The sequence below is a fragment of the Mesorhizobium sp. B2-7-2 genome, assembly GCF_006440775.1.
In the GTDB taxonomy this organism is placed as follows: Bacteria; Pseudomonadota; Alphaproteobacteria; order Rhizobiales; family Rhizobiaceae; genus Mesorhizobium.
On record NZ_VFTZ01000013.1, the window covers coordinates 104,666 to 125,732 of the forward strand.

A 21,067-nucleotide genomic window follows, 5' to 3' on the forward strand; every position below is an offset into this window, starting at 1 on the left:
CTTTGCGAAGCCGGTCGACCGGCTGTCAACCGATTTCCGAAACCTCGCGCGGGCTGGTGCATTGTCTGTGAGGCGGGCCGTCAAGCTCGGGCGCGGGGCAGCTCGGAGATCGGATGGCAGGACATAGCGGCTCGAGAAGGGTTATCTACGCAGCGCTCGCCGGCAATTTGGCGATCGCGGCGACCAAGTTCACGGCGGCAGCGCTCACCGGTTCGTCCGCCATGCTGTCGGAAGGTGTGCATTCGCTGGTCGACACCGGCAACGGCGCGCTGCTCCTCTACGGCATGCACCGCGCCGCGCGGCCGCCCGACCGCACCCACCCGCTCGGCCACGGACGCGAGCTCTATTTCTGGAGCTTTATCGTGGCGCTTCTGGTGTTCGCGCTCGGCGCCGGCGTCTCATTCTATGAAGGCGTCATCCACATCATGGCGCCCGAGCCGTTCGTCAACGCCAAGGTCAACTACATCGTGCTTGCCCTTTCATTCCTGTTCGAGGGCAGCTCATGGCTGTTAGCGCTGAAGGAGTTCCGGCAGCAGAAGGGCAAGCAAGGCTGGCTGCAGGCCGTGCAATCGAGCAAGGATCCCAGCATCTATACGGTACTGTTCGAGGACAGCGCCGCGCTGCTCGGGCTGGCAGTCGCTTTCGCCGGCATCCTGTCGGCCCAGCTTCTGGGAATCCCCGAGCTCGACGGCCTCGGCTCGATCGGCATCGCCATCATCCTCGGCGCGACCGCCATCTTCCTGGCGCGCGAGAGCAAAGGGCTGCTGCTGGGCGAACCTGCCTCACCCGAAGTGCAGAAGAGGGTGCTGGCGATCGTCCAGGATGATCCGGCGGTGCAGCGCGCGAACGGAATCCTGAGCGTCCATATCGGGCCGGAGGAAATCGTCGCGGGCTTGAGCATCGAATTCGAGGATCATCTCAGCGCGCCCGATATCGAGGCCTGCGTCGAGCGCCTGGAAGCCAGGCTCAAGAAGGAAATGCCGCAAATATCGAGGCTCTTCGTCAAGCCGCAGGCCACTGGCACATGGCAGCGGCGGCGCAAGGCCATGGCCGAGGCCTCGGAGGAGGGATAGACTTTGATAAAGCGAACTTGTCAGGAGGAAGACCGATGAAGATCGACGGCGGATGCCATTGCGGCGCGATCGCCTACGAGGCGAAGGTCGATCCGGAAAAGACCTCGATCTGCCACTGCACCGACTGCCAGCAGCTGACCGGCACGGCCTTTCGCGTGACGGTTCCGGCGCCGGAAAGCGACTACCGGATCACCAGGGGCGCGCCGAAGGTCTATATCAAGACCGGGTCGAGCGGCGCCAGGCGGGCGCAGGGCTTTTGCGGCGAGTGCGGATCGCACCTCTATGCCACGTCGGTGGGAGATGGGCCCAAGATCTACGGCATCAGGGTCGGCACGGCGCGTCAGCGCGAGGAACTCATCCCGAAAAAACAGGTCTGGCACCGTTCGGCCTTGCACTGGCTGCCGGAGTTTGAAGGCATGGCGACCATCGAGGAGCAGTAGCACTGTCGGATCGGCCCCGTTGGCGGAAGCCTCGGCGATTGGCTGAATCTTTCGCGCCTTCGTCATCCCTCGGGCTTGACCCGAGGATCCTGCCGTGAACGATGTGAGGGGGCTCGGCGGAGCAGAATTCTTAACCGTCTCAATGCCTTAGCGTCACGGCATGGATTCCAGGGTCTGCGCGCGTCGCTTCGCTCCTTGCTCCGCCCTGGAATGACGACGGGACGGGCGCTTCGCCAAATTCCGGCGGCTACCTACTCGTCGCCCTCCACGACGCGCAGCCTGAGCTGACCCGTCTTGGAGTCCGCTACCCGCGAACCGCCTTCGGCCTTTGGCGCTGCGCTTCGCGCGGCCTCGGCCTCGCCTTCCGCGAATTCCAGCGCCTCGATCTTCTGGCCGCGCTTGGTCACCTTCGACGTCGACACCAGAATGTCGTCGATGTCCCGCGCCGCCTGGCCGAAATGTGTCTGCAGCCGACGTACCCGCTCGTCGACCCGACCCACATCCTCCATCAGGCGGATGACCTCGCCCTGGATCAGATGCGCCTGCTCGCGCATGCGGGCGTCCTTGAGGATCGCCTGGATCACCTGGATCGACAGCATCAGCAGCGAGGGCGAGACGATGACGACGCGGGCGCGATGCGCCTTCTGCACCACCGCCTCGAAATTCTCGTGTATCTCGGCGAACACCGATTCCGACGGCACGAACATGAAGGCGGTGTCCTGTGTCTCGCCCTGGATCAGGTATTTTTCGGCGATATCGCGGATATGCACCTCGATGTCGCGCCGGAAAGCCTGAGCCGCCGCCTTCTGCATGGCCTCACCCTCGGCGGCGCGGATGGCATTCCATGCTTCCAGCGGGAATTTTGCGTCGATGGCGAGCATCGGCGCGCCATTGGGCATCCGCACCAGGCAGTCGGGCCGGCTGCCGTTGGAGAGACTGGCCTGGAACTCGTAGGCGCCGTGCGGCAGGCCGTCGGCGACGATCGCTTCCATGCGCGACTGGCCGAAGGCGCCGCGCGTCTGCTTGTTGGAGAGGATCGCCTGCAGCTGCACGACCTGGCCGGCCAAGGACTGGATGTTGCCTTGCGCGGTGTCGATCACCGCCAGCCGCTCCTGCAGCTTGGCCAGGCTCTCATGCGTCGACCTGGTCTGTTCGGCCATGGTCTGGCCGAGGCGCCCGGTCATGGCGTCGAGCCGTTGTCCGAGCGACTGGGTGAGCTCGGCCTGCCGCGCCCCGAACACCTCGGCGATCGCCCCCATGCGCCCCTGCATCTCTGCCTGCGCCTGCATGATGTCGGCCATCCTCGCCTCGGCATCGCGGGCATGGTCGGCGGCTTCGGCGGCCGCCGCTGCGCGCGCCCCGGCCGCGCGCCACAAGGCGACGACGAGCGCCACGGACAGCGCAAGCAGAAGGATTGCGCCGAAAGCCAGCGCCTGGCCAAGCGTGATGGTCGTGGCGCCGAGCCGCGCGATGGGCTCGGAAAGGACGGAGGTCATGTCGTTCATTTGAGCAGCATAACCGATTCGGCCTCCTGGCACAGATCAAAACGTGAACAGGTCGAAGATGCCCCGGTTGACGCTTTTCAAGCGAGGTCTTAGGTGAGACGCCATGTCGATCAAGCCGCTCATCATCCTTCCCGATCCCGTCCTGCGCCAGGTTTCCAAGCCGGTCGAGCGCGTCGATGCCGATTTGCGCAAGCTCGCCGACGACATGCTGGAGACCATGTATGACGCGCCGGGCATCGGCCTTGCGGCGATCCAGGTCGGCGAGCCGCGGCGGCTGCTGGTCATCGACCTTGCCAAGGAAGGCGAGCCGCCGGCGCCGCATGTCTTCATCAATCCGGAAGTGCTCGAAAGTTCCGACCAGCGGTCCGTCTATGAGGAAGGCTGCCTGTCGATCCCCGACTATTACGCCGAGGTCGAGCGCCCGGCTTCGGTGCGGGTGAAGTATCTCGACCGCGACGGCAAGCTGCAGGAGATCAAGGCGGAAGGCCTGATGGCCACCTGCCTGCAGCATGAGATCGACCATCTCAACGGCGTTTTGTTCATCGACCACATCTCGAAGCTCAAGCGCGACATGGTGGTGCGGAAGTTCAGGAAGCTCGCCAAGGACAAGGTGCCGGGCAAGATGGTGGGCTGACGTCCGCCTTGGAACCCACTGCCTTGAGCGCAGGCTCCCATTATGATATCGATGATATCAGAGTGGAGAAACGCCGATGGGCGATATGTTAATTCGAGGCATTCCCGAGCCTTTGAAGCATGAAATTGAGCAAGCTGCTCGCAGGGGTGGCCACAGCCTGTCGAGCAAAGCCATCGATCTTCTGCGCAAAGGTATCGTTGCGGAAAAAGAGGCCAAGCCGGAGCGGGGCGTTTCGGCCTGGGATGCGATTCGCTCGGCATTCGTTGCTGAAAACGCTACTGACGAGACGTTCGCAGAGATAATGGACGAAATCGAAGCGGAAAGGAAACGTGACTTTGGTCGTCCGGTCGAGGATTTCGAGTGATCGTCCTCGACACCAACGTCATTTCCGAAGCCGGCAAGCCGGTGCCAAATCCGATCGTTGCCGAATGGTTTAACAAACAGGATGTTCTGGAACTCTACCTCTGCGGCCCGGTTATCATGGAGCAATCCTTTGGCGCGGAAAGATTTTTGAACAGGACTGGGTCGGACCGCTATATCCGTGCCCTGGATCATCTGATCTCACATCAGTTTGCCGGTCGCGTGGTGGAGTTTGCGGGCTCAACCCCTCGTCTTGCCGGCAAGTTGCGGGCCATGCGTGAGCGAATGGGCCGTCCAATGAGCCTGCCCGACGCCATGATCGCCGCGATTTGTCTCGCGCAAGATGCAACCCTGGCGACCCGCAATATCCCTGACTTCGACGGGCTTGACCTGAAGCTCGTAAACCCTTTTGAAGCGGGCGCCTGAGCCAGCTGGCATTCGGGCCTCAAAACAGGATCGCAGGACGTCATGCCGCTTCGCGTCATCTTCATGGGCACGCCGGATTTTTCCGTGCCGACCTTGCGCGCCGTCGCCGAGGCCGGCCATGAGATCGCGGCCGTCTACACGCAGCCGCCGCGCGCCGCCGGCCGGCGCGGGCTGGAATTGACGCGCTCGCCGGTGCAGCGCGAGGCGGAGCGGCTGGCGCTCGACGTTCGGACGCCGGCATCGCTGAAAAGCGAGGTTGAGCAGCAGGCTTTTGCCGGCTTGCAGGCCGATGTCGCGGTGGTCGTCGCCTACGGCCTGCTGCTGCCAAAAGCCGTTCTGGACGCGCCAAGGCTGGGCTGCCTCAACGGCCATGCCTCGCTTTTGCCACGCTGGCGTGGTGCTGCTCCCATCCAGCGCGCCATCATGGCCGGCGATACCGAGACCGGCATGATGGTCATGAAGATGGAAGAGGGTCTGGACACCGGCCCGGTGGCGATGGTTGAAAAAGTCGCCATCGCGCCCGACATGACGGCCGGCGAATTGCATGACCGCCTGATGGTTCGGGGCGCGTCGCTGATGGTTGAGGCGCTCGCGCAGTTGGGGATAAATTGTCTGACATTTACCCAACAGGCAACGGCAGGGGTGACCTACGCCCGAAAGATCGATAAATCGGAGACACGCGTAGACTGGACGCGGCCTTCTGGCGAAGTCCACAATCACATTCGCGGCCTCTCGCCCTTTCCGGGCGCGTGGTGCGAGGTCGACATTGGCGGCCGCATGGAGCGGCTGAAACTGCTTCGCTCGACGCTTTCGGATGGCGTCGGCGAGTCGGGAGGAATTCTCGATGACCGGCTGACGGTCGCCTGCGGGACAGGCGCGGTCAGGCTGGTCGAAGTTCAACGGGCGGGCGGAAAGCCTGCCGCCGCGCAGGAGTTTTTGCGCGGAGCCAAGATCGAAAAAGGAACGAAACTCACATGAGCATGATGTCGATACGCGCGGCGACGCCGCGGGATCGCGAGGCGATCCGCCTCGTCGAAGAACATGCCTTTGGCCAGCAGGCGGAAGCCGGCCTGGTCGACGCGCTTGTCACCGGCGGCGATGCCGTCGTCGAGCTGGTTGCAGAGGAAGACGGGCAGGTCGTCGGCCATATTCTGTTCTCGCGACTGTTCGTTCAGAACGGCACCAAGCAGTTCGCCGCCGTCGCGCTGGCGCCGCTGGCGGTCGAGCCGTCGTTCCACGGTACCGGCATCGGCGGCGCGCTGATCCGCGAGGCGCATGTACGGCTCAAGGAAGCCGGCGAGACGCTGGCCGTGGTTTTGGGCGATCCGACCTATTATGGCCGCTTCGGCTACAGCCATGCCCGCGCCGGGAAGTTCGAGAGCGAGTACCAGGGCGAGGCGCTGCAGGCGCTGGCCTGGGGCGACGCGCCCGAGACCGGCAGGCTGGTCTACGCTTCCGCCTTTACCGCTTTAGCCGCCTAGGCGAGCGGCAAGCGCCGCAGGACATGCCGCGTTTTCGGCTCGATATCGAATATGACGGCAGCCAATTCGCCGGCTGGCAGCATCAGGCCGACCAGCCCTCGGTGCAGCAGGCGATCGAGCAGGCGATCGAGAAATTCTGCGGTGAAGAGGTAAGAATACGTGCCGCCGGCCGCACCGATGCCGGCGTGCACGCCACCGCCCAGGTCGCCCATGTCGACCTGGCCAAAGCGTGGTCGGGCGACAAGGTGCGCGACGCCGTCAACGCGCATCTGCATGCGGCCGGCACGCGTGTCGCCATCCTGAAAGCTGGCGTCGTCCCCGACGGTTTCGACGCGCGGTTTTCCGCCACCGGCCGCCACTATCTCTATCGCATCCTCAATCGTCGGGCGCCGGCGGCGCTGGAAAAGGGCAAGGTCTGGTGGGTGCCGAAGCGGCTCGACGCCGAGGCCATGCATGAGGCGGCCAAGGTGCTGCTCGGAAAGCATGACTTCACCACCTTCCGCTCCACCCAGTGCCAGGCCGAAAGCCCGGTCCGCACGCTTGACCGCCTCGACGTCAGCCGCGATGGAGACTGCATCGAGCTGCGCAGCTCGGCGCGCTCTTTCTTGCACAACCAGGTTCGCTCTATGGTCGGCTCGCTGAAGCGCGTCGGCGACGGCTCCTGGAGCGCCGCCGATCTCAAGGCAGCACTCGAAGCGCGCGACCGCGCCGCCTGCGGCCAGGTTGCGCCGCCGGACGGGTTGTTTCTTGTCGGGGTGGACTATCCGGAGACAGAGACGGCCAGGTGAAGGCCTCTCATTCTGCCAGTGACGCGAGGCAATCGTTTCAGCTTCCAACTTGTGCTGGAGACGGCCAATTGTCCCGCGTCTGCACTGCCCCTCATCGCCCTGCCGTGGCACTTCTCCCCGTATAGTGACGGGGAGAAGGGGCTGGCCGCAGCGCCGACTTCCTTCCTGCACCGTTAGCAATTGGCGAAGCCGCGGATGACAGCGCCCCTCTCCCCGTCACTATACGGGGAGAGGATGCACCGGCAGGCAGGTGAGGGGCAGCGCTGACTTTGAATGGTGAAAAACGAGGATGGATTCAAATCCGAAGCGACTGTTCTGGAAACAGCCGCCCTCGCTGCGACGTCAACCCGTCGTGCCGTCCGGTATGTCGATGCCGAGCAGCGCCTGCAGGCCAAACAGGACCAGCAGCGAGGCGATGAACATGCCGACGAACACGGCCGTGCCCACCGCGGCGCCTTTGCCGATGGTTGTATTGGTCATGCGCCATGTCAGCACCATCGACAGGGCGAACAGCGCCAGCGACAACAGGCTGGCGATCTCGCTGCTGGAGGGGAGGAAGAGCCGGAGCAGCGCCGAGGGCAGCATCAGCCAGGCGATGATCGCCGACGCCCAGTTGGACGCGACGACATAGTGGACGAAGCGGCCGCCGATGCCGGCGCGCGGCGCCACCAGCGCAAGCGCCACCAGCGGCAGCACCCAGGAGCCGATATCGACGGTCGCCAGCCTTATCAGCATGCCGAGGCGCCCGGCGAAGGCATCGGGGTCGCCGACCTCATTGGCTATCCCGACCCAGCCGACGATCAGCGCCGGCGCCGCCACGACGATGGCAAAGAAGGAATTCCAGAAACCGTCGGCCGAAAGGTCGAGCAGGCGCAGGCCGTCGGCCTTGCCGAACATCAGCCGCCAGGCGCCGGTCAGCGAAGCATAGGTTTCGTCCGTCGAAAGCATGGTCACGAAAGGCCTTGTCCGAACCAGTCTTCGATAAAGCGTTCGTAGATTTGCGTCAGCGTCTCTAGGTCGGCAAGCGCGACGCGCTCGTCCACCATATGCATGGTCTTGCCGACCAGCCCGAACTCGACCACCGGGCAATAATCCTTGATGAAGCGTGCGTCCGACGTGCCGCCGGAGGTGGAGAGCGCCGGCCTCTTGCCGACCACTGCCGTGACCGAACCGCTCAGCGTATCGATGAGCTTGTCGTCGCGGGTCAGGAAGACATGGCTCGGCCGATCGCGCCAGACAAGCTCGTAGTCGACCGGCGCCTTCTTGCCCGGCCGGTATTTCTTACGCCCGGCGGCCTGGTCGAGCCTGTTGTGGATCTCGGCCTGGACCGATTCGGCGTCCCAGGTGTCGTTGAAGCGGATGTTGAAAATGGCCGTCGCCTTCGTCGGGATGACGTTGGTCGCCGCGTTGCCGACATCGATCGACGTCACTTCGAGGTTGGTCGGCTGGAAATCCTTCGTGCCCTTGTCGAACACCGGATGGAGCAGCGCGTCGACAAGGCTCATCAGGCCACGCACCGGATTGTCGGCAAGCTGCGGATAGGCGACATGGCCCTGGCGACCGTTGGCGGTCACGCTGCCCGACAGCGAACCGCGCCGGCCGATCTTGATCATGTCGCCGAGCGCGTCGGGATTGGTCGGCTCGCCGACGATCGAGGCGTCCCACTTCTCGCCCTTGGCCGCCGCCCAGTCGAGCAGCTTGGTGGTGCCATTGATGGCCGGGCCTTCCTCGTCGCCGGTGACGAGCAGCGACACCGAGCCTTTCGGGCCGCCATTTTTCGCCACCTGGCGCGCAACCGCGGCGACGAAGCAGGCGATGCCGCCCTTCATGTCGACGGCGCCGCGGCCGTACATCTCGCCATTGGCGATTTCGGCGGCGAAGGGCGGATGCGTCCAGGCCGCCTCATCGCCCACCGGCACAACATCGGTATGGCCGGCAAACATCAGATGCGGGCCGTTGCCCGAGCGCCGCGCATAGAGGTTTTCGATGTCCGGCGTGCCGTCTTCCGAGAAGATTGGACGCTCGACCGAGAAGCCGAGCGGCTTCAGCATGTCTTGCAGCGCCGCGAGCGCGCCACCCTCGGCGGGCGTCACGGACGGGCAGCGGATCAGGGCGGCAAGATTCGCGGCGGGATCGGTAGGCAATGTCATGGGCAAAGCGATAGTCGAAAGCGTTTGTCGTGTCACGGTGGCAGATGATCGCCGCTCATGCCGCCGACAATATGGTTTTCATGACGTATAAATGCATGTCGCCCGGAAGTGCAGCGGTCTGGGAGAACGACCTGCATAATGGCGAATTGCGAGCCGAGCGAGGACGAAAGCATGGCCAGCCAAGCAAGGACCATCGCGATTGCCGGCGCCGGCAGCATCGGCTGCTATGTCGGCGGCTGCCTGGCGCTCGCCGGGCGCAAGGTCGTCTTCCTTGGCCGCGACCGCATCGTCGCGGCCATGCGCGAAAGCGGGCTGCGCGTCAGCGATCTCGACGGCCGCGACCGCCGCATCGAAGCGCAAGCGATTTCGGCCACCGACGATCCGGCGGCAGCACTCGCCGGCGCGGATGTCATCCTGGTGACGGTGAAGAGCGGCGCAACCGGGGAGATGGCCGGGCTGGTCGCCGCCCACGCGCGCGCCGATGCCGTGGTGGTCAGCCTGCAGAACGGCGTCGACAATGCGGACAGGCTGCGCGCCGCGCTCCCTGGACGGCCGGTGCTGACCGGTATGGTGATGTTCAACGTCGTCCTGTCGCCCGATGGCGAGGCGCCGTTGCGTGCGCACCGCGCCAGCCAGGGCGAGGTGATGATCGACGACGGCGTCGACGGCCTTGTCGATCTGCTCGACGTCGACGGGCTTGCCGTCGAAGCGCGCGCCGACATGAAGGCAGTGCAGTGGGGCAAATTGCTGATGAACCTCAACAATGCCCTCGTCGCGCTTTCCGACCTGCCGCTGGCAAGACAACTGGCCGACCAAAGCTGGCGCGTCATCCTGGCTGGCCAGATCGACGAGGCGCTCGCCGCGCTGCGAGCGGCGGGCATTGCGCCGGCGCGCATCACCGGCCTGCCGCCGTCGCTGCTGCCGAAAGTGCTGCGGCTTCCCGACTGGCTGTTCGGGCTTCTGGCGCGCCGCATGCTGGCGATCGACCCTCAAGCCCGCTCGTCGATGTGGGACGACCTGAAACGCGGCCGCCCGACCGAGATCGACGAATTGCAGGGCGCGGTCATTCGCCTGGCCAGGCAAACGGGCGTCCCGACGCCGCTCAACGAACGCGTCACCGCGCTGGTGCGTCAGGCGGAAGCGGAAAAGCGCGGTCCGCCCGGTCTCGGGCCGGAAGCGGTCGGCGGCGGTCCTCGATCAGCGTGATCTTCTGCCAGATCTTGCGCGACAGGTTGGAGCTCAGATTCTCGATATCGTTGACGGCGTTGACGACGACATCGTCATTGACCGATTGCGCGAACAGCGCCGCGACCTTGCCGGCGATCGACAGCATTTCGGAGCAATAGTCGAGATAGCGAGCCAGGTCGGCCGCATCGGTGATGCGGGCGGGCGAGTGCGAAGTTGGCTTGAAATCGGCCGACAAGGTCGCCGGATCCTTGGTCAATTGATGCATGTCGATGACATGGATCAGCGAGCGCAGCCCGTGCAGCTGCCGGAAAACCTTCTTGCGCTTGATCCGCTCCTCGGTGCGGATCAGCGCCAGCAGCCCGAGCACTGCCAGGATGACCGTGTTGATCGTCGCCTCGATGCCTTGCATCGACTGCACGGCGTCGTCGGCGCCCGAAATGCGGTCGAGCGGCAGGATGGTGCCGACGAACAGGAATATCGCCACGCCGGCGACGAAGGCCGCGACGATGACGCCGCGCAACCACCAGATCGGCGCTTCCAGTTCCCTGGCGGCCTTGGCGAGATCTCGCGACAGCGACACCAGTTCGGCGGCAACGGCGCGCAGGCCTCTTTCCGGGAAACGCTCCGCGACGCGCTCCTCCAGCCTTTGGGCGGTCTCGATGATCCGCGTCGGATCGAGCGTGCGATAGCGCATGCGACCTCAGCTATCGCCCGGCGCGTTGGTGCGCCTGCCGTAGCGGTTCGGTCCGGGATCGCTGCGGAAACAGGCGAGGATGATGAGCAGGATGGGACCGATGATGAGCGAGATCAGCGCAAAATAGGTCGGCTTGCCGAAATCATGGAAGCGCTTCGCCGTCACCGCGAACGTGGCCCAGGCTGAGATCAGCAGCACGCCCCAGCATATCATGGCCCAATTCTGGCTGGCGGTCGTGTTCAGCTCCACCCGCGCGAACTGGTAGAACGGGAAAAACTGGACAAGGACCAGCAAAATCCCGGCCAGCGCATAGGCGACCGGGCTCAGCCGCCCCGAAAGGCTGAAGAACAGCCAGAAGAATTGCGATCTTTCAGCCAATGGCGTCCGCTCCGTCGTGGACGATCAATCGCGCAGCAATTCGTTGATCGAGGTCTTGGAGCGGGTCTTGGCGTCGACGCGCTTGACGATGACAGCGCAGTAGAGGCTCGGGCCCGGCTCGCCATTGGGCAGCGGCTTGCCTGGCAGCGATCCGGCGACGACCACCGAGTTCGGTGGCACCTCGCCGTAAAAAACCTCGCCGGTGGCGCGGTCGACGATCTTGGTCGACTGGCCGATGAACACGCCCATGCCGAGCACCGAGCCTTCGCGCACGATGCAGCCTTCGACCACTTCGGAGCGCGCGCCGACAAAGCAATTGTCCTCGATGATGGTCGGGCCGGCCTGCATCGGCTCCAGCACGCCGCCGATGCCGACGCCGCCGGAAAGATGCACGTTCTTGCCGATCTGGGCGCAGGAGCCGACCGAAGCCCAGGTGTCGACCATGGTGCCGGTATCGACATAAGCCCCGACATTGACGAAGGACGGCATCAGCACGGCTCCCGGCGCGACATAGGCCGACCGGCGCACGATCGAGGACGGCACGGCGCGGAAGCCTGCCTTCTCGAAGTCGACGGCGCTCCAGCCGTCGAACTTGGACGGCACCTTGTCCCACCACACGGCCTGGCCGGGACCGCCCTTGATGATCTCCATCGGGTTCAGCCGGAAGGAGAGCAGCACCGCCTTCTTCAGCCACTGGTTGACGTGCCACTTGCCGTCGTCCTGCCGTTCGGCGACGCGGGCGACGCCGCGGTCGAGCAGGTCGAGCGCCGACTGGATGGCGTCGCGCGTCTCGCCGCGCGTCGCGGTCGAAATCGTGTCGCGCTCCTCGAAGGCCTTCTCGATGGTCTTTTCGAGGCTCGCCAGATCGGGCTTCGACATGATTTCGCTCCATTACCAAGCTGTTAAGGGGCCACGCCTTAACCTGTTTAAAAGTCGCGCGGACCCTATGTTAAGGCTCAATGGGGGTCAATCGCGCCTGCGGCACGGGACGGCGCAAGTGAAGGAATTGGACGGGTGGATTCGATGACTCCCATGGAAAAGGCAGGGTGGACGCCGCTGCCGCATTCGGACGAGGATCTGGAGCGCTCGAAAGGCGTGCCGGATACCCCGCAGACGCGTGCCGAGACCTACCGGCTGGCCTGGAACGATCCCGAGTTCATGACGCGTCGCGAATTGCGCGCCGTGCGGCTGCAGCTCGAGCTTCTGAAGCCGGAAATGATCCTGGCCGAACGCGGCATTCATTCGACCGTCATCCTGTTCGGCGGCGCCCGCCTGCCGGAACCCGGCGGCGAAGCCTGGGCGGCCAAGAACGAGACGCAGAAGAAGAACCTCGAGGCGAACAGCAAATATTACGAGGAAGCGCGCAGATTCGCGCGTCTGTGCTCGCAGCAGTCGGCCACCTCCTATTATCGTGAATATGTCGTCGTCACCGGCGGCGGGCCCGGTGTCATGGAGGCCGGCAACCGCGGCGCCGACGATGTCGGCGCGCCGTCGATCGGCTTGAACATCGTGCTGCCGCATGAGCAGGCGCCCAACGCCTATGTCACACCGGAGCTGTGCTTCAACTTCCACTACTTCGCCGTCCGCAAGATGCATTTCGTCATGCGCGCCAAGGCGGTCGCGGTGTTTCCGGGCGGCTTCGGCACGATGGACGAGTTCTTCGAGACGCTGACACTCATCCAGACGGGACGAATGGAGCGCGTCCCGGTCATCCTGTTCGGCAAGGCGTTCTGGCAAAGGGCGATCGATCTCGATTTCCTCGCCGAGCAGGGCACAATCTCGCCCGGCGACCAAGACATCATCGATTTCGTCGACACGGCCGAAGAGGCCTGGGAGATCATCCGCCGCTTCTACAAGTTGTAGGAACTGATGAATTGAAGAACTGAAGAATTGGGGAAAAAGGACCTCCGGATCGTTCGTCAGTTCTTCAATTCCTCAGTTCTCCAATTCCTCTACCCCGGGACGGCATCCCGGCCCGGTCTGCCTACACCGGCAGCTCGACCAGCCAGCCATTCGAGTGCGCGAAACGCACGATGGCCGCCCGGGAGTGCAGCGCGAGCTTCTCGGTTGCCCTGGTGCGATAGGTCTCGATCGTCTTTATGCTGAGGTTGAGCCGGGACGAGATTTCCTTGTTGCTGTAGCCGAGCGCCACCAGCTGGATGACCGACCGTTCCCGTTCGCTGAGATTGCCGGGATCGCCCTGGGTGGCGCCGCGCGGGCTTAATATGCGCGCGGCGAGCGCCGGATCGACATAGTTGTCGCCGGCCAACACGCAGCGGATGGCCTGCAGCAGGTCCGTCGCCGTCGACCGCTTGACCACGAAGCCGCGGCCGCCGGCCGCAAGCACCTGGCGCAGGCAGCCTGGGTCCTCATGCGCCGTCAGCGCTATGCAGCTCACCTCGGGAAAGCGTTCGCCAAGCCGTTCGATCAGCGTGACCCCGTTGACGCCCGGAAGCGATATGTCGACCACGGCGACATCGGGTAGCGTCTTGCCGATCCCTTCAAGGGCATCCTCGGCATTTCCGGCCAGTCCGACGATCGTCAGATCGTCCTGGCTGTCGATCATCGCGCCGACCCCCGACAGGATGATCGGATGGTCATCGACCACGAATATGCGCCTGCAGCACACCTTAACCTCCATCAGTCTGCCAAAGGCCCTGTCACGCGGAAAGGGTCCTCTTGTCCTTGATGGTCTAGGCAACTGGCCCGCCTGGCGCGGGACGCCCGTCTGTTCTGGCGGCCTGAACGGCCGCAACGGGTAAGCCATCCCCCGCCTAACCCAATGAAGCCGGACTGTAAGCCACCGCTAATGTCCGGGATGTGCAGCGCTTCACGTAACCCCACCTGACGCCGAAGATGCCGTTTCATACTGTTCGCGTCTTGTCGGCCGGACCGTCGATCAGCCGGCCAGAGGCACATCGGCGTAAATGGTGGTCCCCTTGCCCCTGGCGGTTTCAACCGACAATTTGCCACCGACCAGCGCCAGCCGCTCCCTCATTCCGGCAAGGCCCAAATGGCCCGGACCGGGTTCGGCGCCGGCGTCGAAGCCGCGGCCGTCATCCTCGATCGTCAGGCGCATCCGATCGTCCTGGATGTGCGCCGTGACGCTGACGCGGCTCGGCGCGGCATGCTTGCCGATATTGGTGAGCGCTTCCTGCGCAATGCGGTACAAAGTGAGCGCGATCTCGGCAGGCGGCGGGCTCGACAGGGCTGCAAGATCCATCTCGCATGCAATGCCGAGTTGACCGCAAAGCATGGTAGTCAGGTCCTCGACCGAAGCTCTGAGGCCTTGGCGATCGAGGTCCGCGGGTCGCAGGCTCCAGGCGGCGTCATGCACCCTGGCGCTCAGCTGGTCGATAAGCATCGCGGCGCGCTCGAGGCGGGCGTCCATCTCCGGCGAGCCGGCGCGAACGATGTGCAATTCGAGCGCGACGCTGGCGAGCAGCTGGCCAAGATCGTCATGCAGCTCGCGCGACAGGCGCAGGCGCTGCTTTTCCTGCACGGCAACCAGATGCCGCGCCAGACCACGGCGCTTTCCCGAGCTTTCACCTTTGCCGGTGTCGATGCCACCCTCCATCGACTTCTTTTCCCGTCAACGCCGCGCCCGCGAGAAGTGGCACAACAGTTGATGCTCCGCGCAATATACACCCGGCATATGCCTTTATGCCTGTCAGTTTTTTCCCGATTGCTTCAACTTTTCCTGACACGGGGTCAGCAGAAAAACCGGCCGCTCCTGCCGATCAGCCCGAATTCATGGGCGCTATTTCCGCGTGCATCCTTAGAGCGTCCTCCCGGTCATCTTGAATTGGCCGGGAAGCTCAACACCAACCAAGGAGAACGTCATGAGAAAGATCATCCTGGCCGCGGCCGTGCTGTCGGCTTTGACCGGTTCGGCATCCGCCTTTTCGGTCGGTAGCGGCAACGGCAACGGCAACGGCAATGTCGGCGTCGGCAACGGCAATGGCAACGGCAATGCCAATACCGGCGCCTTCAACGGCAACTTCAACGGCAACGGCAATTTCGGCTTCGGCAACGGCAACGGGAACGGCAACGCCAATATGGGCGCCTTCAACGGCAACTATAACGGCAATCTCAATGCCGGCGCCGCCAACGGCAACGGCAACGGCAACGGCAATTTCGGCCTCGGCAACGGCAACCTGAACGGCAACGGGAACTGGGGCATCGGAAACGGAAGCGCCAACGGCAACGGCAACGCCGGTCTCGGCAACGGCAACGGAAACGGCAACGGGAACCACTAGTCCCCGCCCAACCGCCGGCGTCGCCAAGCTTCGGCTTGGAAAGACGCTGATGGCTCTGGGACCGTCGAGCCAAGCGCCCGTCCCCCGCGCAAGGCTACCGCGACATGTCGCCGGCGGTCCCAGTCCTTTTCGCCCAATCCTTTTTGAAACAGATCCCAATTTCAAAAGCTAAGCCATGGAAGGAGCTCGCAGATGAAACGCTACGTCATACCGGCGCTATGCCTGGGGTTGTTGAGCGCAACCGCAGCGAAGGCTGACACCACGACGGGCAGCCAGGCCTTCGGCATGTCGGCTGTCCAGGGAGCGGTCGGCAAATACGGCCAATCCATCGGCGCGAACGTCAGGGGCATGAACCCGCTCGGCAATTTCGGCGGCAATGTCGGCTACAAGAACAGCGGTACGGGCAATGTCGGCGCCTTCAACAGCGGCACCGGCAATGTCGGCGCTTTCAACGGCAACTCCAACACCTCGCCGACAAGCGGCAACGGCAACATTGGCGCCTTCAACGGCAACTCCAACACCGGCCAATACAACGGCAACAGCAACATCGGTGCCGGCAACGGCAACTTCAACGGCGGCAACTTCAACGGAAACGGCAATGTCGGCGCCTTCAACGGCAACTCCAATGGCCGGGGAAACCGCTGATGACCGGCTTGAGCACATCCACCCGGCCTCGCAGGCGCCGGGTGGCGGCGAGGCTGCTTGACGGCAACGGCCTCGCGCTCGGCACGCTGCTTGCCGCGTTCCTGGCCGCCGACGCCTCGACCCTGGTCAGGATTGCCGACCTGCCAATCGGGGCCGGTGTCGCCAACGGTCTTGGCAATACCGGAAATTTCAACGGCAACGGAAATTCCGGCAACTTCAACGGCAATGGCAACAGCGGCAATTTCAACGGCAACGGCAATGCCGGAAGTTTTAGCGGCAACTTCAATGGCGGCAGCTTCAACGGTAACGCCAATTGCAGCAACGGCCACGGCAACGGCCACGCGTCGGACGGCAACGGCAACGGCACGAGAGCAGCGGGCAATCCGGACCTGTGCCGGTTCTTGAAGGAGCTGAACGGCCGGCTGGGACTGCCGCCCGGCACGATTCCGGATTTCGATTAGGTCCTCGATACAAGGTCGCAGGACTATCGATAGGCCAGATGTTCACTGCTCATTCGATGAAATCAGCGCAAACGCTGGCGATTGGCCGAAGCCTCTCAACCTCGTCATTCCAGGGCGGAGCAGCCGCGAAGCGGCGTCGCGGAGACCCTGGAATCCATTTCCGTGACCTTGATCAACGTGCAGCGGAGCAGAATTCTGCATCGCGGCAACGCTCATGCGTCACGGAATGGATCCTCGGGTCTGCGCGCGTCGCTACGCTCCTTGCTCCGCCCGTGGATGACGAGGCCGGACTGTTTCGGCCAATCTCCAGCGCATGCCACCTGACAACGCAAACAGAGCCGACCTGTCAAAATTCCTGTGACAGCAGGCCCCGCGGGCAGGCGAGATTATCGCCGTTCATGTCCGTGAAAGTCAGCGCAAACGCTGGCGATTGGCTGAAGCCCCCAGCCTCGTCATTCCAGGGCGGAGCAGCCGCGAAGCGGCGTCGCGGAGACCCTGGAATCCATTTCCGTGACCTGGGGAGTGGAATGCCGCGGAGCAGAATTCTGCACCGCGGCAACGCTCATGTGTCACGGAATGGATCCTTGGGTCTGCGCGCGTCGCTTCGCTCCTTGCTCCGCCCGTGGATGACGATTGCGATGAGCGTTTCGCCAACCGCTAGGGCATACCTATGCAAACACCGTTCAGGCCACGACGTCGACGATCGCGGTCAGGAAGCCCGCGAGGTCGTCGGTGACGAAATCGACATCGTCCTCGTTTGCAGGGTCGCGTTCCCAGATCTCCGAGAAGGTCGGCTCGAAATTGCGCGGCACCACCAGCACCGTCGTCATGCCGAGCGTTTTCGGCACGGCCAGATTGCGCGCCAGATCCTCGAACATCACCGCATTGTGTCCTGTCACCGAGTGCAATTCGGCAAAGCGCTCATAGGTCTGGCGCTCCGGCTTGGGATTCAGCCCCGCCGCGACGATGTCGAAGATGGCGTCGAAATGTTCCAGTATGCCGAGCTGGCGCGCGGTGCGTTCGGCGTGCCTGCGGTCGCCATTGGTGAAGATAAACTTGCGCCCGGGAAGCTGGCGGATCGCCGCGCCCAGCACCGGATCCGGCACCAGCCGCGAATAGTCGATGTCGTGCACCTTCTCGAGGAAATCGTCGGGATCGATGCCGTGCCGCTTCATCAGCCCGTTCAGCGTCGTGCCGTATTCCAGGTAGAGCTCCTTCTGCAGCTTGCGCGCGTCGTCGCGCGAAAGCGTCAGCAGCTCGCCGACATAGGCGGTCATCTTCACGTCGATCTGCGCGAACAGGTTCGAGTGATGCGGATAGAGCGTGTTGTCGAGGTCGAACACCCAGTCCGTGACATGGGCAAAGCGGGCGGGATCGGGTGTCGTTGTCATGGATTTCTTATGGCATGCCGGCCAGGAGTTTATCCACAACTTATACGCGTCACGAATTGCGAAAATGGCGTGTCGCTTCAAATTTTAAAAGTCCCGGAAAGGTCGCCTTTAACGCTTGCTGGCACAGAAGCTTTCCGTTGGGAGCAAGTGATGAGTCGCATATTTCTGAGGGCCGCTGCCGTGGCGTTCGCTTCGGTCGCCGTCTCGCTGTTGTTGACGCTGATTGTGGTTCCGGCAATGGGCTTTGCTATGAGCCGCACCGTCTGGCTGGCCTCGACGGTTTGCCCGCTCGTGCTCGCCTGGGCCGCCAGCGCCAGCAGCTTCTGGCAGAGCGGCCGGCTGAAGAATGCCCATCGCGAGCTTGCCCGGGCCCATGCGCAGCTCGCGGCGGCGCACAGGCGCCTGTCGGAAAAGGCAAGCCGCGACGACATGACCGGCATGCTCAACCGCGAGACCTTTTTCGCCGCGCTCGACGGCTCGCGGCGCAAGAGCGATCGCGGCGCGCTGCTCATCATCGACGCCGATCACTTCAAGAGGATCAATGACAGCTACGGTCATCTGACCGGAGACGAAGCGCTGCTTTTGATTGCCGGCGCCATCGAACGCGGCATTCGCAGCGGCGACGTGCTCGGCCGCATCGGCGGCGAGGAATTCGCGGCTTTCCTGGTCGGCGCCAGCGAACCGGAAGCCAAGCATATCGCCGAACGCATCCGCCGCGAGGTCGAGCTGATCCGTTTCCGCCCGGTCGACGAGCGGACCGTGCCGCTCACGGTGTCGATCGGCGGCGTCTGCTGCGGCGAGAGCGCGACGGTTTCGGATTTGATGCGCGCCGCCGACCGCAGGCTTTACGCGGCAAAGAACCGCGGCCGCAATCTTTCGATCCTCGACCGCGAACTGCCCGAGGCGGCATGAAGCCTCGCCGCAGGCGTCATGCATGTCGCCCAAAAGTGCGCAGCGGTTTTGGGACAACGACATGTATCAAAACAAAAATTCAAAAAGCGCGGCGCCTGAATCGGGTTCAGCGCGACGCGCTTTAGGAATGCCCTAACCATGTCCATATTCAACCGCGCTAAGCTTCCTGGTGTAACGCCGTTTTCACCTGGGTCTGGCACGGAATTGGCCTCCCAGGCGGTATGTGTGCCGTTGAGGAACGGCATGCGTGGATCGAGGCCCCTGTCGAGAGACGTGTCATGAGCAGGTTCATGAGAAAAATGTCGCGCCGCGCGATCGTGCAGGCGCTGCTCGCGCTGCCCGCCCTGTCGCTGTTCCGCAGCCAGCAACCCGTGGCCGACGCCGACGACATCGTCGAGGTCAATGGCTGGATCCTGCGGCGAAGCGACCTCGCATGATCTTCGACAGCTACGAGGCCTACAAGCAGGCCGGCTTCAGACCCAAGGCGTGCATTCTCGGCTCCGGCCCGGCCGGCATGACGATCGCCAGGAAGCTCGGCTCAGCCGGCATCCCGGTCGTCGTCCTCGAAGCGGGTTCGCGCGAGTTCAGCGACGAGTCGCAGGATTTCTACCGCGGCAAGACGGTCGGCGATTTCTATTTCGACCTCGACATCACCAGGCTGCGCTTCATGGGCGGCTCGTCCAACCACTGGGCCGGCTGGTGCCGCGTGCTCGACAGCCAAGACTTCGAGCCCAAGGCCTGGGCGCCGGACACCGGCTGGCCGATCGGCCGCGCCGACATCGAGCCCTATCTTGGCGAGGTCCACGATATCCTCGAGCTTCCAGCCTTCCGTCCCGACGTCCCGGTTTCGGACGACATCCGCTGGGTGCAGTTGATCAAGAGCCCGGCGGTTCGCTTCGGCGAGAAGTTCGCCGACGAGCTCGACAAGAGCAGGAACATCGCCGTCGTGCTCAACACCTATGCGACCGAGCTCACCGGCGACGGCAAGCGCGTCACCGGCGCGAAGCTCTGGTCGAACGGCCAGGATGCCGGCACCTTCGCGGCGGACTATTTCGTCACCTGCACCGGCGGGCTGGAGAACTCGCGGCTGCTGTTGTGGTCGAATGAGCGCTCGAATGGCGGCGCGGTGCCGAACGCGGCGGCGCTCGGCCGCTACTGGATGGAGCATCCGACGTTCCAGGGTGGCAATGCCATCCTCGCCAATTATTCGGAGTTCGAGGTCGACGCCTCGAGCGAAGCCTTCTTCTCGCCGACGCTTGCCGCGATGGAGCGGCTGCAGATCATGAATTTCGGTATCCGCCTGATCGAGTCGCCCTATCCCAATGTCAAGAAATTGATCGCCGATCTCGCCTGCACGGCGCCCGACATGGCGGAATGGATGTCTTCCCAGCTGGACCAGAGGCTGCACTGCGCCGCCCAGCTTTACGTCGCCTGGGAGCAGGCGCCGCTTGCCTCCAACCAGATCGCGCTGTCGAAGGCCGACGTCGACCACGCCGGCGTGCCGCGCATCGAATTGCACTGGAAGAAGTCGCCGCTCGAGCGCCGCACGCTGCTCGAAGGCCTCAGGCTTTTCGGCACGACCATGGCGCAGAAGAATCTCGGCCGCGTCCGCATCGACGACTGGATCGGCAATGGCGGCGATTACCCGACCAATGAGGAAACGGCCGGCCACCACCATATGGGCGGCACCCGCATGGGCACCGACATCTTGAAGAGCGTCGTCGACGCCAATTGCAAGGTGCACGGCATGGACAATCTCTATGTCGGCGGCTCGTCGGTGTTCTGCACGTCGGGCCAGTGCAACCCGACGACGACCATCACCGCGCTTGCCTGCCGCCTGGGCGAGCATCTGGGCAAGGTGATCGTCGTCTGATCTCGACCGTGCTGCGCATTCATCAATGCGGCACACGCCTGCAGAGCGATCAGCTGGCCAGGATCAAGCCCGAGCCTGACAAGGCATAGCCAGAGGATCAGCGCAGGATTTTGAAAAATTGCCGTTTGTCGACGGGCACGATTTTCACCGTTCCTTTCGGTGAAATCAGCGCAGACGCTGGCGATTGGCGGAAGCCTTCCAACCTCGTCATTCCAGGGCGGAGCAGCCGCGAAGCGGCGTCGCGGAGGCCCTGGAATCCATTCCTTGACTCTGATCAAAGAGTGCCGCTGAGCAGAATTCTGCACCGCGGCAGCGCTCATGCGACACGGAATGGATCCTCGGGTCTGCGCGCGTCGCTTCGCTCCTTGCTCCGCCCCGTGGATGACGACTGGGTGGGCGTTTCGGCTAA

25 protein-coding genes are annotated in these 21,067 nt (G+C 63.8%); 16 read left to right on the forward strand and 9 right to left on the reverse strand.

Features of this window, described 5'->3' with window-relative positions:
* The first annotated feature begins 113 nt into the window (after window positions 1-113).
* Together FJ425_RS18760 and FJ425_RS18765 are read left to right on the forward strand one after the other, a co-directional pair.
* A complete protein-coding gene (locus tag FJ425_RS18760) occupies window positions 114-1,073 on the forward strand; it encodes a cation diffusion facilitator family transporter (RefSeq protein ID WP_140725260.1) in 960 nt (319 codons plus the stop codon).
* A 35-nt stretch (window positions 1,074-1,108) separates the two neighbouring features.
* Window positions 1,109-1,513: a GFA family protein gene (locus tag FJ425_RS18765; protein ID WP_140725263.1), complete on the forward strand. Its 405-nt coding sequence runs from the start codon at window positions 1,109-1,111 to the stop codon at window positions 1,511-1,513.
* A 251-nt stretch (window positions 1,514-1,764) separates the two neighbouring features.
* Here FJ425_RS18765 and FJ425_RS18770 read toward each other — a convergent pair whose 3' ends face one another.
* Entirely contained in the window at window positions 1,765-3,018 is a 1,254-nt protein-coding gene (locus FJ425_RS18770) for a DNA recombination protein RmuC (RefSeq protein WP_140725266.1), read from the reverse strand.
* 103 nt (window positions 3,019-3,121) lie between these two features.
* Here FJ425_RS18770 and def point away from each other — a divergent pair, with 103 nt between their 5' ends.
* From def to truA, 6 genes are all read left to right on the forward strand, one after another.
* Window positions 3,122-3,652, forward strand: a complete 531-nt coding sequence (gene def / locus FJ425_RS18775; RefSeq protein ID WP_140725269.1) for a peptide deformylase — start codon at window positions 3,122-3,124, stop codon at window positions 3,650-3,652.
* A gap of 76 nt (window positions 3,653-3,728) precedes the next feature.
* Window positions 3,729-4,016 (forward strand): plasmid stabilization protein, encoded by a 288-nt coding sequence (locus FJ425_RS18780; protein ID WP_140544836.1) that lies wholly within the window; start codon window positions 3,729-3,731, stop codon window positions 4,014-4,016.
* Window positions 4,013-4,438 (forward strand): type II toxin-antitoxin system VapC family toxin, encoded by a 426-nt coding sequence (locus tag FJ425_RS18785; RefSeq protein WP_140725271.1) that lies wholly within the window; start codon window positions 4,013-4,015, stop codon window positions 4,436-4,438. The genes FJ425_RS18780 and FJ425_RS18785 overlap by 4 nt, the downstream gene beginning before the upstream one ends.
* Window positions 4,439-4,480: 42 nt before the next feature.
* Window positions 4,481-5,416: a methionyl-tRNA formyltransferase gene (gene fmt / locus FJ425_RS18790; RefSeq protein WP_140725274.1), complete on the forward strand. Its 936-nt coding sequence runs from the start codon at window positions 4,481-4,483 to the stop codon at window positions 5,414-5,416.
* The gene (locus FJ425_RS18795; protein ID WP_140700564.1) at window positions 5,413-5,919 is read left to right on the forward strand and encodes an N-acetyltransferase; all 507 of its coding nucleotides are present in this window, start codon (window positions 5,413-5,415) and stop codon (window positions 5,917-5,919) included. Before fmt ends, FJ425_RS18795 begins: the two co-directional genes overlap by 4 nt.
* Window positions 5,920-5,942: 23 nt before the next feature.
* On the forward strand, window positions 5,943-6,707 hold the full coding sequence (truA, locus tag FJ425_RS18800) for a tRNA pseudouridine(38-40) synthase TruA (RefSeq protein ID WP_140725277.1): 765 nt from the start codon (window positions 5,943-5,945) through the stop codon (window positions 6,705-6,707).
* 342 nt (window positions 6,708-7,049) lie between these two features.
* Here the strand turns inward: truA and FJ425_RS18805 are convergent, their stop codons facing one another.
* A complete protein-coding gene (locus tag FJ425_RS18805) occupies window positions 7,050-7,655 on the reverse strand; it encodes a transporter (RefSeq protein WP_140725391.1) in 606 nt (201 codons plus the stop codon).
* Between the two features lie 2 nt (window positions 7,656-7,657).
* Window positions 7,658-8,857, reverse strand: coding sequence for a succinyl-diaminopimelate desuccinylase (gene dapE / locus FJ425_RS18810; protein WP_140725280.1), 1,200 nt, complete (start codon window positions 8,855-8,857; stop codon window positions 7,658-7,660).
* Between the two features lie 171 nt (window positions 8,858-9,028).
* Between dapE and FJ425_RS18815 the strand changes: the two genes are divergently transcribed.
* Window positions 9,029-10,063, forward strand: coding sequence for a 2-dehydropantoate 2-reductase (locus FJ425_RS18815; RefSeq protein WP_140725283.1), 1,035 nt, complete (start codon window positions 9,029-9,031; stop codon window positions 10,061-10,063).
* On the opposite strand, the gene FJ425_RS18820 is transcribed toward FJ425_RS18815, so the two are convergent.
* The 3 genes from FJ425_RS18820 to dapD are packed head-to-tail and all read right to left on the reverse strand — an operon-like array spanning window position 9,972 to window position 11,996.
* Window positions 9,972-10,739 carry a hypothetical protein gene (locus tag FJ425_RS18820; protein WP_140725285.1) on the reverse strand — a complete coding sequence of 256 codons (768 nt, stop codon included), beginning with the start codon at window positions 10,737-10,739 and terminating at the stop codon, window positions 9,972-9,974. The two genes, FJ425_RS18815 and FJ425_RS18820, sit on opposite strands and share 92 nt — an antisense overlap.
* Before the next feature lie 6 nt (window positions 10,740-10,745).
* Window positions 10,746-11,117: a DUF805 domain-containing protein gene (locus FJ425_RS18825; protein ID WP_140544856.1), complete on the reverse strand. Its 372-nt coding sequence runs from the start codon at window positions 11,115-11,117 to the stop codon at window positions 10,746-10,748.
* A 24-nt stretch (window positions 11,118-11,141) separates the two neighbouring features.
* Window positions 11,142-11,996 carry a 2,3,4,5-tetrahydropyridine-2,6-dicarboxylate N-succinyltransferase gene (dapD, locus tag FJ425_RS18830; protein WP_140725288.1) on the reverse strand — a complete coding sequence of 285 codons (855 nt, stop codon included), beginning with the start codon at window positions 11,994-11,996 and terminating at the stop codon, window positions 11,142-11,144.
* Window positions 11,997-12,140: 144 nt separating this feature from the next.
* Here dapD and FJ425_RS18835 point away from each other — a divergent pair, with 144 nt between their 5' ends.
* Window positions 12,141-12,980, forward strand: coding sequence for an LOG family protein (locus FJ425_RS18835; protein WP_095769522.1), 840 nt, complete (start codon window positions 12,141-12,143; stop codon window positions 12,978-12,980).
* Between the two features lie 121 nt (window positions 12,981-13,101).
* Here FJ425_RS18835 and FJ425_RS18840 read toward each other — a convergent pair whose 3' ends face one another.
* Together FJ425_RS18840 and FJ425_RS18845 are read right to left on the reverse strand one after the other, a co-directional pair.
* On the reverse strand, window positions 13,102-13,725 hold the full coding sequence (locus FJ425_RS18840) for a response regulator transcription factor (RefSeq protein ID WP_246673605.1): 624 nt from the start codon (window positions 13,723-13,725) through the stop codon (window positions 13,102-13,104).
* A gap of 291 nt (window positions 13,726-14,016) precedes the next feature.
* Window positions 14,017-14,694: a sensor histidine kinase gene (locus FJ425_RS18845; protein ID WP_140725291.1), complete on the reverse strand. Its 678-nt coding sequence runs from the start codon at window positions 14,692-14,694 to the stop codon at window positions 14,017-14,019.
* Window positions 14,695-14,959: 265 nt separating this feature from the next.
* Between FJ425_RS18845 and FJ425_RS18850 the strand changes: the two genes are divergently transcribed.
* The 3 genes from FJ425_RS18850 to FJ425_RS31590 all read left to right on the forward strand — a co-directional run bounded on the left by FJ425_RS18850 (window position 14,960) and on the right by FJ425_RS31590 (window position 16,482).
* Entirely contained in the window at window positions 14,960-15,376 is a 417-nt protein-coding gene (locus FJ425_RS18850; protein WP_181170835.1) for a hypothetical protein, read from the forward strand.
* A 192-nt stretch (window positions 15,377-15,568) separates the two neighbouring features.
* Complete coding sequence (locus tag FJ425_RS18855) at window positions 15,569-16,021, forward strand: hypothetical protein (protein WP_140547477.1); 453 nt, start codon at window positions 15,569-15,571, stop codon at window positions 16,019-16,021.
* Complete coding sequence (locus FJ425_RS31590; RefSeq protein WP_181175967.1) at window positions 16,021-16,482, forward strand: hypothetical protein; 462 nt, start codon at window positions 16,021-16,023, stop codon at window positions 16,480-16,482. The genes FJ425_RS18855 and FJ425_RS31590 overlap by 1 nt, the downstream gene beginning before the upstream one ends.
* 683 nt (window positions 16,483-17,165) lie before the next feature.
* On the opposite strand, the gene FJ425_RS18865 is transcribed toward FJ425_RS31590, so the two are convergent.
* On the reverse strand, window positions 17,166-17,873 hold the full coding sequence (locus tag FJ425_RS18865) for a pyrimidine 5'-nucleotidase (protein ID WP_140725294.1): 708 nt from the start codon (window positions 17,871-17,873) through the stop codon (window positions 17,166-17,168).
* 150 nt (window positions 17,874-18,023) lie between these two features.
* On the opposite strand from FJ425_RS18865, the gene FJ425_RS18870 reads away from it, so the two are divergent.
* The 3 genes from FJ425_RS18870 (at window position 18,024) to FJ425_RS18875 (ending at window position 20,658) form a co-directional block, all read left to right on the forward strand.
* Entirely contained in the window at window positions 18,024-18,785 is a 762-nt protein-coding gene (locus FJ425_RS18870) for a GGDEF domain-containing protein (RefSeq protein ID WP_140700554.1), read from the forward strand.
* 278 nt (window positions 18,786-19,063) lie between these two features.
* Complete coding sequence (locus FJ425_RS31595) at window positions 19,064-19,222, forward strand: hypothetical protein (protein WP_181175969.1); 159 nt, start codon at window positions 19,064-19,066, stop codon at window positions 19,220-19,222.
* Window positions 19,219-20,658, forward strand: a complete 1,440-nt coding sequence (locus FJ425_RS18875) for a GMC family oxidoreductase (RefSeq protein ID WP_140725297.1) — start codon at window positions 19,219-19,221, stop codon at window positions 20,656-20,658. The genes FJ425_RS31595 and FJ425_RS18875 overlap by 4 nt, the downstream gene beginning before the upstream one ends.
* Window positions 20,659-21,067 lie beyond the last annotated feature (409 nt).